This window comes from Variovorax sp. PBS-H4, from assembly GCF_901827205.1.
Taxonomy (GTDB): domain Bacteria; phylum Pseudomonadota; class Gammaproteobacteria; order Burkholderiales; family Burkholderiaceae_C; genus Variovorax.
The window spans coordinates 575,709-589,329 of the sequence record NZ_LR594675.1; the positions used below are offsets into that span (position 1 = coordinate 575,709).

Sequence of the window (13,621 nt, forward strand, 5' to 3'; positions counted from 1 at the left end):
CTGGTTCAGGCCTCAGCTGCCGGCCCACACGTCCAGCACATAGCGTTTGTCGGCGATCATGCGGTCCAGCCAGGCCTCGCCCTCCTGCCCATGCTCGCGCGCGATGTCCGACAGCGCGCGCCGCACGTCGGGCTCCATGCGCGAGCCGTCACCGCACACATAGACGATCGCGCCTTGTTCCAGCAGCCGCCAGACTTCGGCGCCTTGCTCGCGAATGCGGTCCTGTACATAGACCTTGCGCTCGCCAGCCCGCGAGAAGGCAGTGAAAAGCCGCACCACCCCGCGCTCGGCCCAGCCGTTCAGCTCATCGGCGTAGATGAAATCCTGCCCCGGGTGGCGGCAGCCGAAGAAGAGCAGCGCTTCGCCGGGCGACGTGCCCTTGGCGATCTGCGCCTCGCGCTCCTGCAGGAAGCCGCGAAAGGGTGCGAGGCCCGTACCCGGTCCCACCATGATCAGCGGCTGCTGCGGGTCGTCGGGCAGGCGGAAGCCCTCCGCGGCGGTCTCGCGCACGACCCCGTACACCAGCTCGCCGGCCTCGGCACGTGCCAGGTAGCTCGAGCACACGCCCTCGAACTTTCCCAGCCCCGAGCGCGCAGGCCCCGCCACCACGCCGACCGTGATGCTGCAGCGTCCGCCATCGACCCGCGGCGACGAGGAGATCGAGTAGTAGCGCAACGAGAGCGGCGACAGCATCTCCAGGAAGAGCGCGAAGGGCGGCTCGCAGGCCGGGAATTCCTCCAGCAGGTCGAGCACCGACTTGCGCTTTTGCAGCACCTCGCTTCGGTAGAGCGCCGCCGAGCCTTCGTCGGCGCCGGACAGGGCTTCCAGCTTGGGCCGTGTAAACGGGCACTGGGTGTGCGCCGCGAGCTGGGCGATCTGCTTGCGGGTGGCCACGTCCTGCAGCTCGACGTAGTCCCCGAGCAGCCGGTCCACGGCGATCACCTCGTCCACCGGCAGGACGGCCTTGCGCCCCGGCGCGGCCTGCAGCCGTACATGCGCCTTGCGATCGAAGCCGAAGCGCGCCATGGCACGCTCCACCTGCACCGCGCCATTGCGCGGTACCACGCTCAGGTGGTCGCCGGCGCGGTAGGTCATGCCTTCGGGCAATTGCAGTCCGACGTGACGCGTGGAGCGGTCCTGCGAGGGATCGCCGCCGCTGCCTTGCAGTTCGCGGTTTTCGAGTACGCGCAGGCCCACTGCGCCCAGCGCATGGACCAGCGCGTTCTTCTGCGGCGGCGGCATTTCCTCCAGCGTGTACAGCGGCTCGCTCTGCAAGTGCGCGGCGTCGGCCTCCTTGAGATCGAAGGCCTTCGCGAGCTGCGGCCACAGTGCATCGCTCCAATCCTGGAAAGTTCCGTCCATGTCCTCGCGCGCGTCGCCTTCGCCGCGCGTATGCACACGCGTGGCGCCCAGCGCGGCCAGGCGCTCGTCGATGCGCCGCGGCACTGCCTGGTAGGTGGAGGCCCAGTCGGTGTTGCCGCAGCCGAAGACGCTGAAGCGCACGCCGTTGAGCGAATCGTCGGCGGTGTCGAGCCAGCGATGGAACTCGGCAGCGTTGTCCGGCGCCGTGCCGTTGTAGGAGGCGGAGACGATGGCTACCGCACCGCTCGCGGGTAGCCGTTCGGCATAGTCGTCCAGCGAGGCGAGCTGGGTCGAATAGCCGCGCATCTCGCCCGCCTCGGCAAGCTGGCGCGCCAGGTCTTCCGCGGTGCCGAGGTTCGACCCCTGCAGCACCAGCAGCGAAGTCCCGTGGCGCGTCGCCTGCGGCCTGGCCGCAGCAGGCCGCGGGGCCACCGCCTGCACGGGTTGCGATGCAGTGAAATCGCCGCGCGGACGTGTCGCCGGGTCGCGCGGCACTGCCCGGATCCTGAAGCCCTCCGGCTTGATGGTGAGCGCCTCGCGGATCTTGAGCTGGTAGCCGGTAGAGTCGACCAGGTCGAAGCGCTGCAGGATCATGCCCAGGGTGAGCACCGCCTCCTGCAACGCGAACTGCCGCCCGATGCATGCGCGCTGCCCATTGCCGAAGGGCTTGAAGGCGTTGACCGGGCGCTCCCGCTCGGCCTCGCGGCTGAAGTGGTCGGGATTGAAGCGGTCTGCGTCCTCTCCCCACACGGCCTTGTCGCGATGCAGGGCGAGCGCGTGCAGGATCACCATGTTGCGCCGCTTGATCGTGTACTGGCCGCCGATGGTCGTGTCCTCCTTCGCCGCCATCGCGACGGCAGGCGCGGTCGGGAACATGCGCAGCGATTCCTTGAGGACCTGCAGCACGTAGACCAGGCGGTTGACCTGCGCGTAGGTCGGCTTCACCGACGGATCGGGGCCGAGCACCTGGTCGACCTCGGCCCGCGCCCTGGCCATCGCCTCGGGGTTGTTGAGCAGGAAGTAGATCGCGAAGGACAGCAGCCCGCTGGTCGTCTCGTGGCCTGCGATCAGGAACTCGATGCACTCGTCGCGGATCTGCCGGTCGTCCAGCCGCTCGCCGGTCTTCTTGTCCACGCCGGCGATCATGTAGCTCAGGAGGTCGGGCTTGGTCGCGATGTCGGCGCCGCTCTGGCGGCGCTCCTGGATGATGTCTTCCACCATCTTGTGCATGAATCGGATGTCCTTGCGCTGCTGCGCCAGCTGCTTCTTCAGCATCAGCTCCTCGAGCGGGATGCCGCGCCGGTTCTGCACTGTCTCCAGCGTGCGCACCATTGCGTCGACGAAGGGATGGAAGCCCTCGCGGTAAAATGAGTTGAAGCGGTAACCGAAGCCGCACAGGCCGATCGTGTCGAGCGTGAGCGCGGTCATGTCGCGCACCACGTCCACCTCCTCGTCGAAGTTCAGGCGCTCCCACTTGGTCACCAGCTGCTCGGCAATGTCCAGCATCATCGGGTGATAGGCCTGCATCGCCCGCTGGCTGAAGTTGGCCAGCAGGATGTTGTGCGGCTTGGACCACGTCGACTCGTGCGTGTCGGACGTGAAGAGGCCGTGCGAAAGGGCACGCAGCCTGCGCAGCGTGCCCTTGGTGCTCTTGTCGAAACGCTTCTCGTCGCACAGCTCGTCGACCAGCGCGGCCGACGAGACCACGATGACCGGCATGCCCGGCATGTCCAGCCAATAGATCGGCCCCAGCTCCTGCGCGATCTTCCACATGTCGAGCACGGGCGACTCGGAGCCGATCGACAGGAGGTTGCCGACGAAGGGCTTCCTCGCAGGGTGCGGGATCGGATGGAGCGGGTTCTTGCCTGCCATGGTGTTCTTCGACCTCCTGGTCAGCCCCTTGCGAGCGACATCGCAGTATCTCGATGCCGCCGCGCACGGCAGGCAGGGCTATCCCTTAGCGCACGGAATCAGGAAGCGGGCCGCACCATCTTGCACTCCGTGCCTTGCGCCAGCTCGTTGCCCGTATAGACCGCATCGGTGCGGAAGCCGTAGCTGGTGCCTTCCCAGCCCATCTTGACCGCCTTGCCGTCCACGGGCGCGATGGTGTTGACCACTTGCGGCAGCAAGAGCTGGTGGTCCTCGGCGCGCATGCGCACGGGGCCGACCACCGAATCGAAGCTCATGTCTTCCATCGCGCGCGCCACCTTGGTGGTGTCGGTGCTGCCGGCCTTGTTGATGGCCGCAGCCAGCAGCCGCGGCGTCAGCTCGATGCGCGGCGCCAGGAAATCCTTGCCTGTCTTGGCCTTGTAGGCCTTGGCCAGCACATCGGCCTTCGGCCGGTCGGCCTGGCCCGGATGCCATTCGGCCACCCAGGTGAGCTGGCCCAGCCTGGCCTGCGACACCGCCAGCACCGTGCCGGGCACCGAGCCCGCGCTGTGGTTGAAATAGTGCAGGTCGTAGCCCGCGTCGCCGGCGGCCTTGAGCAGCAGTGTCATGTCCTGCCCCCAGTTGCCAGTGATCACCGAATCGGCGCCGGCCTGCCGCACGTTCGCGAGGTAGGGCGCGAAGTCCTTGACGCGCCCGATCGGGTGCAGCGCCTCGCCCACGAACTGGATGTCGGGCCGCGCCAGCCCCACCAACTGCCGGCCGTAGCTGGCCCATTGCTTGCCGTGTGCGTAGTCCTGGTTGAGCAGGTAGACCTTCTTGATCTCCGGCGTTTTCTTGATGTAGTTGGCCAGCGCCTTCATCTTCATCGCGGTGTTGGCCTCCGTCTGAAAATGCCAGAAGCTGCATGCCTTGCCCGTCATCTCCGGGTCGATCGAGGAGTGGTTGAGCACGAGCAGCTCCTTGCCGGGATTGCGCTGGTTCCAGCGGTTGACCGACTGCACCAGCGCCGTCACCACCGAGGAGCCCGAGCCGCCGGTCACGATGGCCTGCGCGCCCTGGTCGATCGCGGCCTGCAGCGCACTCTGGCTCTCCTGCGCGGAGAGCTTGCTGTCGAACTGCAGCAGTTGCAACCTGGTCCCGCCGAGAACGCCGCCCTTGGCGTTGATGTCCTCGATCGCGTACTGCGTGTGCGTGAGCATCAGCTCGCCGACATTCGCGAACGGGCCCGAAAGCGGGTCGATGTAGGCGATCTTGTAGGTCTGCTGGGCTTGTGCGGTGCCGGCGGCGAGCAGTGCAGCGGCCGCCAACGGCGCGAATGCAGGAAAGGACTTCATGGCTTGTCTTTGACAGTTGAGTGGACGGAAGAGGGCGCGCAACGGCCGGTCAGCCACCGCGCTGGCGCAGGCCCAGCACGCGCCACGAGAGCTGCACCAGCTCGGCCGCCACCTCGTCCGGCGAGAGGCGGCCCTCGGGCCGGTACCAGCTGTAGAGGAAGCCCGGGAGGCTGAGCGCGGCCAGCGCGGTGATCTTGGTCTCGCGGAAGTCCAGGTCACCGTCGCGCCGCGCCTCCTCGAGCAAGGGGCAGAGGCGATCGTAGAAATGGTGCGCCAGCTTCTTCTGCGCCGCGACGTACTCGGGGCGGTAGACCTGTGGCTCACGGTACGGGAAGAACGCGCAGGGATGATGGGCCACCGTCGCGCGGATCAGGCGCTCGATGCCTTCCTTCACTTTCTCGACCGCCGGCCGCGGATCGCCCTCGGCGAAATCCAGCGAGGTGAAGCAGTCGACCGTCGGCTGCCACGAGAGCGTCTCGAAGATCTCCTGCTTGTCGCGGAAGTAGTAGTAGACGAAGGGCTTGGTGACCTCCAGCGCGCGAACGATCTGCGCCATGGTGGTGTTGGCGTAGCCCTGCGCGGCGAAGAGCTGCGCCGCGGCCTGCAGGATCCGCTCGCGCTGGACGTCGGTCCCCGCGGTGGCCGTGCGCTGGCGGCCGGTGCCTTGCGGCAGCTCGGTGCGCCCAGAGGGTTTGTGCGGTGTCGCCGAGGTTATACCCATCGGTAGGATTGTTGGATCACCATGGGGGCTTGGCAAGCGGCCAGTCCTATCGATAACCCTGTGAGAGTGACGCCATGGAGACAATGACCCGGCTCCCCGATCGCCCCGAGCAGCCCCTGCACGAGTACCTGCGCGCACATGCGCGCGAACGCGGCGGCCATCCCGCCTGCATCTGGTACGGCCATGCGATGAGCTACGCCGAGCTCGATGCCGCGAGCGACGCCTTCGCTGCGCGGCTGCAGGCCATCGGCGTCAAGAAGGGCGATCCGGTCGTGCTTTTCCTCAACAACTGCCCGCAGTACCTGGCGGCGCACTTCGGCATCCAGAAGATCGGTGCGGTCGTGTGCCCCAGCGGCCCGCTCAACAAGGAGCATGAGCTGGCCTACCAGGTCAACGACCTGAATGCGCGCGTGATCGTCGCTGCCTCTTCGCTGCTGCCGGTCGTGGACAAGGTGCGTGCGCAGAGTGCGTTGGCGCACGTGTTCGTCGTGCACTATGCCGACCTCCTGCCGCCCGCACCCACGCTCGATCTCCCGGGCGACCTCGCCGCGGCGCAGCGTGAGCCGCGGGTCGTGCCCGAAGCTTGCGAGGACTTCCTCGCCGTCATGAAGAGCGGCGCCCGTCCGTCGCCCGTCGACCTGTCGATGGACGACGTGGCCCTGATGACCTACACCTCCGGCACCACCGGCCTGCCCAAGGGCGCGATGCTGAGCTACGGCAATGCGCTCTTCAAGACCCGCGCCGCCGCCGATTGCAATGGCGTGGCTGCGGGCGACGTGCTGCTGTCCATCGCGCCGCTCTATCACATCGCCGGCATGCTGATGGGCGTCAACGTGCCGGTACTCACCGGCGCCAGCTCGGTGCTGCTGCATCGCTTCGAGCCGCGTGCGGTGCTCCAGGCCATCGAGCGCTACCGCGTCAGCTGGTGGTACAGCATTGCGCCGATGAACGTGGCCTGCATGCAGGTGCAGGGCATCGAAAGCTTCGACTTGTCCAGCCTGCGGATGAACCCTGTCACCAGCTTCGGCATCACCTTCACCGAGCCCCTGGCCGCGCAATGGCGCGGCTTTGCGAAGAACTGCGTGTCCTTCGAGGCCGCCTATGGCTTGTCGGAGACCCACACCTGCGACACCTATACGCCGCACCATGCGCCGCGCTGGGGGACGCAGGGGATCGCGGTGCCGGGCGTCACTATTCGCATCGTCGACCCCGACACCGGCGCGGAGCGGCCGGTAGGCGAGATCGGAGAGATCGTGCTCACCAGCCCCGGCAGCTTCAAGGGCTACTGGAACAAGCCGGAGGCGACCACCGCGACGCTGCGCGGCGGCTGGGTGCACACCGGCGACATGGGCAAGCTCGATGCCGATGGCTATCTCACCTTCATCGGCCGCTTCAAGGAAATGATCAAGGTCTCGGGCTACAGCGTCTTCCCCGAAGAGGTCGAGACCATACTCATCAAGCACCCGGCGGTGGCACAGGCGGCGGTGATTGCCGAGCCCGATGCGGAGAAGGGGGAGGTGGTGAAGGCCTTCGTCGTGCGCAAGCCCGGTGCCGAGATCGAAGCCGACGCGCTGGTCGCCTGGGCGCGCGAGAACATGGCGCCCTACAAGGCGCCGCGCACAGTGCGCTTCATCGACGCGCTGCCCACCACGGGCGCCGGCAAGGTGCTGCGCCGGCTGCTGAAAGACCCTTCCTGAAAGGCTGTCCGTTGTTCAAGAAGATCCTTGTGGCCAACCGCGGCGAGATCGCGGTGCGGCTGGTGCGCGCGTTGCGCGACCTTGGCATCGCGAGCGTGGCGGTCCATGCGAAGGACGACGCGGCGGCGCTGCACGTTCGACTGGCCGACACGGCGGTTGCGCTGGGCATCGCCGGGCCGGCCGCCTACCTCGACAGTGCCGCGCTGATCGAGATCGCGCGTGCCGAGGGCTGCGATGCCGTGCATCCCGGCTACGGATTTCTGAGCGAGCGCGCCGATTTCGCGCAGGCCTGTGCGGACGCGGGGCTGTGCTTCATCGGCCCCACGCCGGACCAGCTGGCGCTCTTCGGCGACAAGGCGCGCGCCCGCGCACTGGCGCAGCAATGCGATGTGCCCGTCATGCCGGGCAGCGCCGGCGCCGTGACGCTCGCCGAGGCGCAGGCCTTCTTCGCCGCGCAGCAAGCGGACTCTGCGGGGATCATGGTCAAGGCCATCGGCGGGGGCGGAGGCCGAGGCATGCGCGCCGTCGTGAGCGCGTCGGACCTGCCGCAAGCGCATGCGCGCTGCATGTCCGAGGCCAAGGCTGCCTTCGGCGTCGAGGGCGTGTACGTCGAGCGGCTGATGCGCCATGCGCGCCACATCGAGATCCAGGTGCTGGGCGATGGCCACGGGGTCGCGAGCCTGGGCGAGCGTGAATGCACGCTGCAGCGGCGCTTTCAGAAGCTGATCGAGATCGCGCCCAGCCCGTCGCTGTCGCCGCCGCTGCGGGAGCGCCTGACGCACGCCGCGCTGAGGATGGCGAAGGCCGTCGGCTACCAGGGCCTGGGCACCTTCGAATTCCTGGTGGACGAGCAATCGACGCGCCTGCCCTTCGTCTTCATCGAAGCCAATCCGCGCCTGCAGGTCGAGCACACGGTCACCGAAGCCGTCACCGGGCTCGACCTGGTGCAGCTGCAGATCGGCATCGCGGCAGGGCGGCGCCTGGATGAACTCGGCTTCGAGGCCGATCGCAGCGCGCCGCAGCGCGGCTTCGCGGTGCAATGGCGCATCAACGCCGAAACGCTGGACGCCCAGGGCCAGGCGCGCCCGGCCGGCGGCGCGCTGTCGCGCTTCGACCTTCCGGCCGGCCCTGGCGTGCGCATCGACACCCACGGCTACGCCGGCCTCGCGCCCTCGCCGCACTACGACACGCTGCTTGCCAAGCTGATCGTGCATGCCGCCTCGCCGCGCTTCGAAGACGTGCTGCGGCGTTCCTTGCGCGCGCTCGAGGAATGCCGCATCGAGGGCATCGCAACCAATCTGGCGCTGCTGCGCGCCATCGGCGAGCGGCCGGAGTTCGCGGCGCAGAAGCTGCACACCCGGTTTGTCGAGGAACATCTGTCGGACCTGCTCGCGTCGGCCTCGCGCATCGATGCGGCGGCAGCGCATGCGGCGCATTCGCGGGCAGCCGACCCGGACGCGATGCCGCCGGAGGAAGCAGACAGTGGCCTGGTGGTCAAGGCCCCGATGCCGGCGCGCCTGGTGCAGTTCGAGGTCGAGGTCGGCGACGTGCTGCCGGCAGGCGCGCAGCTCGGGGTGCTCGAAGCGATGAAGATGGAGCACCTGCTGCATGCGCCCGCCGCAGGTCGCGTGGTGGCATTGCTGGCCGTGCCTGGCGACTACCTGGTCGAGGGCCAGTCGCTGCTGCGGCTCGAGCCGGTGGATGCGCAGGCTGCCGAGGCCGATGCGCACGCCGAGCAGGACCTCGATGCGATCCGGCCCGACCTGCAGAAGGTGATCGAGCGCCACGCCTTCACGCTCGACGCCCATCGCGGCGCCGCCGTCGCGAAGCGCCAGGCCCAGGGCGGCCGCACTGCGCGCGCCAACATCGCGGACCTCTGCGACCTGGCGGAGACGCCGGGCAACTTCAGCGAGTACGGCGCCCTCGCGATCGCGGCGCAAACGCGCCGCCGCCCCCTTGACGACCTGATCGCCAACACGCCGGCCGACGGCATGGTCACCGGCATCGGCAGCGTCAACGCGAAGCAGTTCGGCCCCGAGAAGTCGCGCTGCGTGGTCATGGCCTACGACTACACCGTGCTGGCCGGCACGCAGGGCATGCGCAACCACCAGAAGACCGATCGCATGCTGGGCATTGCGCACCAGCTGAAGCTGCCGGTGGTGCTGTTCGCCGAAGGCGGCGGCGGGCGGCCGGGTGATACCGACATGCCGATCGTCGCGGGTCTCAACAACCACACCTTTACCAAGTTCGCGGCGCTTTCGGGCCACGTGCCGGTGGTGGGCATCGTGCATGGGCGCTGCTTTGCAGGCAACGCCGCGCTGCTGGGCTGCGCCGACGTCATCATCGCGACCGAGGCGAGCAACATCGGCATGAGCGGCCCGGCCATGATCGAGGGTGGCGGCCTCGGCACCTACGCGCCCGAGCAGATCGGACCCAGCGGGGTGCAGTCGCGCAACGGCGTGATCGACATTCTCGTGAAGGACGAGGCTGCGGCCGTGGCGGCGGCGAAGCAGTACCTCTCGTACTTCCAGGGCCCGACGCCCGAATGGCAATGCGGCGATCCGCGTGCGCTGCGCCATGTGGTGCCCGAGAACCGGCTGCGCGTGTACGACGTGCGCGCCGCGATGCGCGGCGTGGCCGACACCGGCTCGCTGCTGGAACTGCGCACCGGCTTCGGCGCCGGCATCGTCATCGCGTTGGCTCGCATCGAGGGCAAGCCGGTGGGCCTGCTCGCCAACAACCCGCATCACCTCGGCGGCGCGATCGACGTGGAGGCGGCGGACAAGGCCGCGCGCTTCATGCAGCTGTGCAACGCGCACGGCCTGCCGATCATCTCGTTGTGCGACACGCCGGGCTTCATGGTCGGCCCCGAGATCGAGGCCCAGGCCCAGGTGCGCCACGTGTGCCGCATGTTCATGGTCGCTTCCCACCTGCGCGTGCCCTACTTCGCGGTGGTGCTGCGCAAAGGCTACGGCTTGGGCGCGCAGGCGATGACGGCGGGCGGCTTCGACGCGCCGGTGTTTACCGTGGCCTGGCCCACCGGCGAGTTCGGCGCGATGGGGCTCGAGGGCGCGGTGCGACTGGGCTTTCGCAAGGAGCTCGAAGCCGCGGCCGAGGGGCACGAGCGCAATGCCTTGTTCAAGAAGCTGGTGGCGCAGCAGTATGCGAACGGCGAGGCGATCCACATGGCGCAGACGCTGGAAATCGACGCAGTGATCGACCCGGCCGATACACGCGCGTGGCTGGTGCGCGGCCTTGCCTCGGCCACAGTGGCTCCGCGGCCGGCCACAACGTTCGTCGACACCTGGTAGCAGCCCACGCGCCTGCGTCCGACACGCTGGCGCGCGGGGGCATGCGTAAACTGCCCCGCTTGCGCACGAACCTGTTGACAAGACGACGATTCCCCCAGGCGGGACTTGCGCGCCGCGCAATCCTCGGGCTGCTGGCCATCCTGGCCTTGCCCTTGCCCTTGCCTGCGCGGCCGGAACCGGCGCAAGCGCCACGCTGGGCCGCGAGCTGGGCCGCCGCGCCGCTCGACTACGTGCCGGCGCCCTTGTTTCCCGGCCTGCCGGCCCTGCCTGCCAGGCCGCAGCGTTTCGAAGGTCAGAGCCTGCGCCAGCTGATGGTGTCGCCGCTGGGTGGCGAGCGTGTGCGGGTGCGCTTTTCGAACCTGTTCGGGCGCCGTCCCTTGCGGCTGCTCGAGGCCAGCGTCGGGCTGGCCGCCGACGCCGGCGCAGTGGCGCCGGCCACGCTTCAGCGCTTGCGCTTCGGCGGACGCAACGGCGTCACGATCGCGCCGGGGCGCGAGGCTTGGAGCGATGCTGCTGCGCTGGCCATCCCGCCGGGCCGGACGGTGGCCGTCAGCTACCAGGTGGAGGCCGGTACGCCCTTCGGCACCGTGCACCCCTTGGGCGCGACCGTGATGACGCCGGACGCTGCCGTCATGCGCGCGGCCTGGCCCGCGGCGACGCCGTCGCCGGTCGCGCACATCGTGACCGGTCTCGATGTCGCCGTGCAAGCCACGCCGCGCGTGGTGGTGGCCTTCGGCGATTCGATCACCCAGGGCACCGGCAACGGCGAGGTCGCGCCGGCGAGCTACCCGGACCGGCTGGCCCAGCGTCTGCGCGAGCAGACCCTTGTGCGCGGCGGCTTCGCGGTCATCAATGCCGGGATCGGCGGCAACCGCCTGCTCGTCGACGGCTCTGGCCCGCGCGGCCTCGATCGCTTCCGGCGCGACGCACTGGGGCAGAGCGGCGTGACGCATGTGCTCATCCTCATCGGCATCAACGATCTCGGTGTGAGCCTGCCGGCCGCCATGCAGGGTTTGTCGCCGGCCTTCCGGCCGGCGAGCAGCGAGCAGCTCGCGGCGGGGCTGCAGCAGCTGATCGCGCAGGCGCGCGAGCGGGGCGTGAAGGTGCTGCTGGGCACGATCACGCCTTTCAAGGGCGCGGGCTACTGGAGCGAAGAAAAGGAGCTGCGCCGGCAGGCCCTGAACCGCTGGATCCGTGGCCGCCAGGATGTCGACGCGGTGGTGGATTTCGACCGCGCGCTGCGCGACGCCGCTGATCCAGCCGCCCTGGACCCGCGGTACGACAGTGGCGACCACCTGCACCCGGGGCCTGCCGGCTACGCCGCGATGGGCGATGCCGTCGACTTGCGCGAATTGAGCGAATAGAAGGGCCCCGGGATGCAACAAAAAGAGACACACGTTTACAAACGGCTGCGGATCGGGCTTACATGCGCTTCACGCGGTCGGAAGAGGATGAAGGCTCCAACAACTCATGAGGGACTCCCCATGAAAAAACTCGCGATTTCTCTTGCCGTGGGCGCTGCGTCGCTCTTGTCGCTGGGCACCGCCGTGATGGCACCGACCACGGCGCAGGCGCAGCCCGCGATCGTCATCCAGACGGCACCGCCCCCGCCCCGGGCCGAGCGCGTGCCGCCGCCGCGCCGCGGCTATGTGTGGGCGCCGGGCCACTACGAGTGGCGCCATCGCCAGCATGTCTGGGTGCCCGGCACCTGGGTGCGTGCCCGGCGGGGCTATGCCTACCGTGCGCCGGAATGGCGTGAGCGCGATGGGCGCTGGGAATACAACCGCGGCCGCTGGGACCGCGATCGTGACGGCGTGCCGAACCGCATGGACCGCGACCGCGACAACGACGGGGTGCCCAATCGCTACGACAGCCGCCCCAACAACCCGAATCGCAATTGATGTGATCCGAGCCTGAACAAACGCCCGCCCAAGCGGGCGTTTTCGTTCAGCCGAACAGGCTGAAGGCCAGCGGCATCAGCAGCGCTGCCAACACCACCTGCATTCCCAGCGCGAGGCCTGCGTAGGCCCCCGCATCGGCATCCACGTGCAGGGCGCGCGCGGCGCCGATGCCATGGGCCGCAGTGCCGAGCGCGAAACCCCGCGCTGCGAAGCCGGCGGGCCCGGTGCCGATGCGCAGGGCGTCGAAGAGGTACTTGCCCGAGAGCGCGCCGATCATGCCGGTCAGCACTGCGAACACTGCCGACAGTGCCGGGATGCCGCCGATCTTCTCGGAAATGCCCATCGCCACCGGCGCGGTGACCGACTTGGGCGCCAGCGAAAGCACCACGTCCTGCGGCAGCCCCACGGCCCAGGCGAGGGCCACCGCCGAGGCGCTCGCCGCGATGCCACCCAGCAGTGCCGCCAGCAGCAGCCGGCCGAAGCGCGCCTTGAGCTCGGCGCGGCGCTGCCAAAGCGGCCAGGCCAGCGCGACCACGGCGGGGCCGAGCAGGAAGTGGATGAACTGGGCACCCGCGAAATAGCTGGGGTAGTCCACCCCGGTGGCAAGCAGCCCGCCGGCCAGGGCGATCACCGACCACAGCACCGGATTGGCCCACGGCACGCTGCCCAGCCGCGCGTAGGCGGCATTCGCGAGCAGGTAGGTCACCAGCGTGGCCGTGAGGCCGAAGAGCGGCGTGGCTGAAAGATAGATCCACAGGTCGACGAAGCGGGGCATGGGCTAGGGCCTGTGAACGCTATGCAAGGGGTCGCGTTGCCCCGCAAAGGGGCTGGATGCAAGGCGCCCGCGCGCAGCAAGCCTGGTCGCCTTGCAAGCGCGGGCAACGCCGCAGACGGCCCCTTTGCGGGGCAACCCGAAGGGAAGCTCACCACGGCCCGCCCCTCGGCGTTGCGCTCCTTGTGCGTGCGCATGCACGCACGGCGTTGCGCGCCTTGATGGGCGGGCTGTGGTGAGCTTCGCGACCCCTTGCATAGCGTTCACAGGCCCTAGCGCTCCCCCTCGCGGCTGCGCTTGCGGTCGGGCCCGTAGAGCACCATGGCCGTCACGGCCAGGCCGATCCAGGTCGACAGCACGATCACCAACAGCATGCGGCCGCCATACTGGGCGAGCAGCGCCAGGTGCGTCATCACGCCCACGCCGACCGGGATGAAGAGCAGCGAGAGGTGCGAGAGCAGGAAGTTCGCGCATTCGGCCACCGGCTCGCGCACGAGCTCGAACCTGAGCGCGCCGAGCAGCAGCACCAGGCCGAGCACCGGCCCGGGCAGCGGAAGAGAAAGTCCGCGTGACAGCAGCTCGCCGATCGACTGCAGGACCAGAAGCCAGGCGAGGCCGCGCAGTCCCTTCATG

9 protein-coding genes are annotated in these 13,621 nt (G+C 68.9%); 4 read left to right on the forward strand and 5 right to left on the reverse strand.

Features of this window, described 5'->3' with window-relative positions; genetic code table 11:
• Positions 1-12: 12 nt before the first annotated feature.
• From E5CHR_RS02750 to E5CHR_RS02760, 3 genes are all read right to left on the reverse strand, one after another.
• Positions 13-3,234 (reverse strand): bifunctional cytochrome P450/NADPH--P450 reductase, encoded by a 3,222-nt coding sequence (locus E5CHR_RS02750; protein ID WP_162578268.1) that lies wholly within the window; start codon positions 3,232-3,234, stop codon positions 13-15.
• Positions 3,235-3,332: 98 nt separating this feature from the next.
• Positions 3,333-4,586, reverse strand: coding sequence for a branched-chain amino acid ABC transporter substrate-binding protein (locus tag E5CHR_RS02755; RefSeq protein ID WP_162578269.1), 1,254 nt, complete (start codon positions 4,584-4,586; stop codon positions 3,333-3,335).
• A 49-nt stretch (positions 4,587-4,635) separates the two neighbouring features.
• Positions 4,636-5,307, reverse strand: coding sequence for a TetR/AcrR family transcriptional regulator (locus tag E5CHR_RS02760; RefSeq protein ID WP_162578270.1), 672 nt, complete (start codon positions 5,305-5,307; stop codon positions 4,636-4,638).
• Between the two features lie 83 nt (positions 5,308-5,390).
• Here E5CHR_RS02760 and E5CHR_RS02765 point away from each other — a divergent pair, with 83 nt between their 5' ends.
• The 4 genes from E5CHR_RS02765 (at position 5,391) to E5CHR_RS02780 (ending at position 12,216) form a co-directional block, all read left to right on the forward strand.
• Complete coding sequence (locus E5CHR_RS02765) at positions 5,391-7,004, forward strand: AMP-binding protein (RefSeq protein WP_162578271.1); 1,614 nt, start codon at positions 5,391-5,393, stop codon at positions 7,002-7,004.
• An 11-nt stretch (positions 7,005-7,015) separates the two neighbouring features.
• A complete protein-coding gene (locus E5CHR_RS02770) occupies positions 7,016-10,315 on the forward strand; it encodes a carboxyl transferase domain-containing protein (protein WP_162578272.1) in 3,300 nt (1,099 codons plus the stop codon).
• A 41-nt stretch (positions 10,316-10,356) separates the two neighbouring features.
• Complete coding sequence (locus E5CHR_RS02775; protein ID WP_162578273.1) at positions 10,357-11,679, forward strand: SGNH/GDSL hydrolase family protein; 1,323 nt, start codon at positions 10,357-10,359, stop codon at positions 11,677-11,679.
• A 120-nt stretch (positions 11,680-11,799) separates the two neighbouring features.
• Positions 11,800-12,216, forward strand: a complete 417-nt coding sequence (locus E5CHR_RS02780; protein ID WP_162578274.1) for a YXWGXW repeat-containing protein — start codon at positions 11,800-11,802, stop codon at positions 12,214-12,216.
• 46 nt (positions 12,217-12,262) lie between these two features.
• Here the strand turns inward: E5CHR_RS02780 and E5CHR_RS02785 are convergent, their stop codons facing one another.
• Together E5CHR_RS02785 and E5CHR_RS02790 are read right to left on the reverse strand one after the other, a co-directional pair.
• Positions 12,263-12,991, reverse strand: a complete 729-nt coding sequence (locus E5CHR_RS02785) for an LrgB family protein (RefSeq protein ID WP_162578275.1) — start codon at positions 12,989-12,991, stop codon at positions 12,263-12,265.
• Between the two features lie 269 nt (positions 12,992-13,260).
• Complete coding sequence (locus E5CHR_RS02790) at positions 13,261-13,620, reverse strand: CidA/LrgA family protein (RefSeq protein WP_162578276.1); 360 nt, start codon at positions 13,618-13,620, stop codon at positions 13,261-13,263.
• Position 13,621: the final 1 nt, after the last annotated feature.